3 protein-coding genes are annotated in these 4406 nt (G+C 67.4%); 1 reads left to right on the forward strand and 2 read right to left on the reverse strand.

The features are described from left to right. Positions 1-46: 46 nt before the first annotated feature. Positions 47-832 carry an SAM-dependent methyltransferase gene (locus C1I98_RS35915; RefSeq protein WP_233508474.1) on the reverse strand — a complete coding sequence of 262 codons (786 nt, stop codon included), beginning with the start codon at positions 830-832 and terminating at the stop codon, positions 47-49. A gap of 240 nt (positions 833-1072) precedes the next feature. On the opposite strand from C1I98_RS35915, the gene C1I98_RS35920 reads away from it, so the two are divergent. Further along, positions 1073-2350 (forward strand): helix-turn-helix domain-containing protein, encoded by a 1278-nt coding sequence (locus tag C1I98_RS35920; RefSeq protein WP_233508475.1) that lies wholly within the window; start codon positions 1073-1075, stop codon positions 2348-2350. 23 nt (positions 2351-2373) lie between these two features. On the opposite strand, the gene C1I98_RS35925 is transcribed toward C1I98_RS35920, so the two are convergent. Continuing rightward, positions 2374-3537 carry a methyltransferase domain-containing protein gene (locus C1I98_RS35925; RefSeq protein WP_111171751.1) on the reverse strand — a complete coding sequence of 388 codons (1164 nt, stop codon included), beginning with the start codon at positions 3535-3537 and terminating at the stop codon, positions 2374-2376. Between the last annotated feature and the right edge of the window lie 869 nt (positions 3538-4406).

Raw genomic sequence — 4406 nt, forward strand, 5'->3', positions numbered from 1 at the left:
TTCTCGGATGGCGTGCGCGCCTGGTAAGCGGGCATGAACGGGTCCATCAGCCACGCTCCAGCGGGCCGTAGGCGTTCAGATCGGCGATGCCGCCGAGAAAGATGGCGTTGCCGACGTCTTCGGCCGGAATGTCCGGGTCGGGCTTCCACTCCGACACCGGGACCAGGCCCGGGGGTTCCATGGTGCAGGCGGCCAGCATGGCGGCGATGTCCTCGCTTCGGCGGAAGGCCGCCGGGCTGGAGGACCGCGCGTAAACAGCGTGTCCTTCGGCGATCTGCTCGTCGCTCGCCTCGTCGGTACAGGCGTGGCTGACCACCAGACGGCTGCCGGGGGCGAGCCGGGCGCGCAGCCGGGCGATGATCCCTGCGGGGTCCTCACGGTCGCTGACGAAGTGGAGGACGGCGACGGCGACGACCACGACAGGACGTCGCAGGTCCAGCAGCTCGGTCAGAGCCGGGGCGTTGAGGATCTCGTCGGGGCGGCGGATGTCGCCTTGGAGCATGGTCACGCCCGGCGCGTTCAGCAGCGCGCGACCATGGGTGACGGCCATCAAGTCGTTGTCCGCGTACACCACGCGGGCGTCGGGGTTGACGGCTTGGACGACCTGGTGGACGTTCTGCTGGGTCGGCAGGCCGGAGCCGAGGTCGATGAACTGGGTGTACCCGCGTCGGGCGAGATCCCTCGTCGTGCGGATCAGGAACTTCCGGTTCGCCCGCACGCCGGCCCGGATGTGAGGCGACTGCTTAAGCAGCTCCGCGGCGGCTTCCCGGTCGGGGGGGAAGTGGTTCTTCCCGCCGAGCAGGTAGTCGTAGATCCGGGCACTATTGGGCACATTCGGGTTGAATCCACCGAATGCGCTTGCGATGTTCGCCAGCGCCCTATTCTCATCCACAGGTCGCACCTCACTTTGCGGCCAGGGGCCCGTCGAGCTGCTGCCCGGTTGCTCGGCGGGTTCCCGCTTTTCTCTCCACATCTGTTATGCGGCAGTGTCATGATGGGCCCAGGTCATTCGGCATCCAAGAGGCTGATGCCGAATGATGAAGATCCCGCAAATCCCGCAAAGGGAGGCCCGATGCCGCGTGTCCCTGATGTGCTTGAGCCCAACGAATCACCGTGGCATTTGCTCGGGGCCGCCATCCGCCAAGGGCGGAGGAGGAAGAAGTTAAGCCAGCGAGCGCTCGCCACGTACGCGCGTGTCGATGACACCATGATCTCGCACTATGAGCGGGCCATCACCTACCCTCACGCCAGCACGATCCAGCTCATCGACGACGCTCTCGAAGCCCATGGCTTCCTGGTGATGCTTCATGCCTATGCGACGGAGTTCGACCGGCGCCAGGCGGGTAGAAAAGACTCAAACCCCTCAGACCACGAGGATGACGACATGGAACGTCGCACCACAATGCGCCTGATGGCGGCCATTTCGGCCGCCGCTGTCCTTCCTCTCGATCAGTTGGAGGCCGTACGGACCGGGCTCGGGCTCTCGCTCGACAAGCAGATCGGTCTGAACGACCTAGAGGCCACGGCGTACGACCTCGCCTACGACCTCCGGTACCACCCGCCGAAGGAGTTCATCAGCCAACTCGCTCCCAACCTCGCAGATGTGCAACATGCCCTCGCCCATCGCACCGACCTGGACCGCGCTGGCCTGCACCGTGTCGCGGGGCAAATGAGCGCCCTAATGGCCATGGCCGTCCAGGAGACGGGCAACGTTTCCGCAGCGCGGCGCTGGTGGCGTACCGCCCGAGCTGCCGCCGATTCCTCAAGGGATCTCGACCTTCAAGTGTGGGTGCGGGGGCGCCAGGCTCTCGTTGACAGCGCTCCGCGCATGGCAGCCGAAGCTGTCCACCTGTCTCTGGGCCGAGTGAACGCCGGTCTGCTGGAGGCACGCACCGCGCAGGCCCGACAGCAGCTCAATCAGGGCGAGGTCAAGAACGCCTCGGACGTGCTGCACCCCTTGGATGATCTGGCCACAAGGCTGCCACAAGAGGCCGCTACCGAGACAAAGGCCATCTGGGGATGGTCAAAGGAACGCCACAATCTAGAGCGCGTTGCTCTTCGGGTTGGTGCCGGTGACCCCACCGTGTACGACGACCTCACCGTTATGGGCGAGCACGAGACCAACCCACGCGCCTACGCCATCATTCAGATGGAAAAGAGCCTATGCCTGCTGCGTAACGGGGACGTGCCCCAGGCCGTGACCGAGGCTGCAACTGCATACGACGGCCTACACCCGGCACATCGGACAACTGCCGTGAAGGCATGGAGCCGCCGCATCATTTCCGAATTGCCCGAAAAGGCGCGAGCACTACCAGCCGCGAGAGAGCTGCGCGCCTTGACAATGGCCTAAGAAGGGAATTCCCCGCCGGTCGGCTACCCGATCGGCCGGTGGGGCGTGTCCAGCCACACCTGCTGCCCGTCCGGGGTGACCGTCATCCCGAAACGGTCGCGGCCGGGCTCGCCCCATGACACCCACTGGAAGTAGGCGTCGGTGACCTCGTCCCACACGGGGCGATCACCGACCTGGTACACCCGGAACTCGTCCTGTCCCGGCCGCCGGGTGACCGACGCCCACTGCCCGCCATCGTCCGGGTCGCGGACCCACATACGGAATCCGCCGTCTTCCAGGTCCGCCGTGGTGGCCACCAGGCCGGTGAGCGCGCTGATCGCCAGGTCCGCCCCGGCGGGGGCGGCTGCGATCGTCCGGGGATCGACGCGTGATACCCGCTCGTGCTCCGGGCCGGACGTCGAGGCCGCTGCGGGCCGCTGGGCGCGCATCATCATGTAGGACGCGAAGCCGGGGAACCGGCCGTGTGCGATGCCGTCCGGCATCACCACCAGCCGCAGCGCGTTGCCGTCGCCGAATCCCGGGCACCAGGGCAGGACGATGACGCCACCGGGCCGGGTCTGCTCGACCCAGGCGTAGGGCACGTCACGGATGCCGCAGGTCACATGCACGCGGTCGAACGGGGCGTGATCGGGTGCGCCGTCCGCGCCGTCGCCGACGATCAGGTGGGGGGCGAAACCTGCCTCGCTGAGGTGCTTGGCGGCCTGCTCGGCGACGGCCGGGTCCACTTCGACGCTGGTCACGTTGTCCGGGCCGGTGAGGTGGGAGAGCAGGGCAGCGGTCCAGCCGGTGCCGGTGCCGATGTCCAGCACCCGGTGCCCCGGCTCGGGGTGTGCGAGTGTGAGGAGTTCGGCGACCGTGGCGGGGGCCGAGCTGGAGGATGTATAGCTGACACCTCGCGGCAGGTTCAGGGCGCCGTCGTCGTCGATCACAGAGTCGATGGGGATCGTGCCATCGGAGAGCTGGGTGACGATCGGCATCGGGGAGTACACCGCGTTCAGCCACGCGGCCGGGTCGGCGTCCCGGTTGATGACGGTGGTCATCCGGTCCTCACCGGCCAGAGCCACAGGCGGGACGAACAGGTGCCGGGGGACCGCGCGGAACGCGGATTCGATCAGCGGTCGCGAGCCGATCCACGGGCGGATGGCGTCGATCAGTCGCGCGTTCCGCGTGGCGATGTCGTCCGTCACTTCTTATCGTCCGCAGGGGGGTCGGCGGGGGGCGCGCTGGGCTGTTTGTCCGGCTGCGGCGGGTCCATCGGCGGGTCTTTGTCGCCGCTGTTCGGATTGTCGTGCTTACCCCATTGTGGGTCCATGGCCGTGGCCTCCTCGCCTAGGTCAACTGCCTAGCGTGACAGTACGGCTACCTGACAGGCCCGGCAATGGCTTTCGCTAAGACCCCTGCTCCCGGGGAGGTGACCTGGTGATACCCCCGGCCTGGGCAGCGAGACGGCACCGCAGGCTAGGTGGTCTCGCTGGCCACCGGAGAACAGTGCCCGCACTGCGCGGGGACGGGGTCGATCCCGAGCATATGCCGGAAGGTCGCCGTGGGCACCAGCAGGCGTCGGCCGACCGGGATCGTGGGGATCTCGCCCCGCTTCGCCGCTTCGTGGAGGTTCCCCGGGCCAGGCCGAGGAAGCGTCCCGCTTCCGGGATGGTCATGGTGGGCTGTGCCTCGGGGGTGGGCAGCGGCTTGCGGAGGCGGAGAGCGGCGTGCTGTGCGGTCCTGTGCGTTCGGGTCACGGCCCGTACTGTGCAGTACGGCGCACCTTAGTGTCACAGCCCGTCCGGTGGCTCCATCGATCAAGATCATCGGTGCCCCCTGTGGGGGCACCGGCCGTTCGATCCCGTGATGTTCTGTGTCGTTTCGTCTGACACCGTCCGGCACTGCCTGGCACTATGGACAAAGCCGCTGGTAGGAGGCTATGGAATGGCGGGTTCAATTCCCGCCACCTCCACATCTGCGAAACCGCCCCTGACCCACCCGGGTCAGGGGCGGTTTCGCGTTTCCGGACCCCATGGCCGCGTGGCCTGCCGAGGCAGGACGCTTGTCGGGCCCT

This window comes from Spongiactinospora gelatinilytica (assembly GCF_003236385.1).
GTDB lineage: Bacteria > Actinomycetota > Actinomycetes > Streptosporangiales > Streptosporangiaceae > Spongiactinospora > Spongiactinospora gelatinilytica.

Coding starts and splice junctions, on each gene's coding strand:
- C1I98_RS35920 (WP_233508475.1), top strand. CDS start 1,073: ATGCCGCGTGTCCCTGATGTGCTTGAGCCCAACGAATCACCGTGGCAT.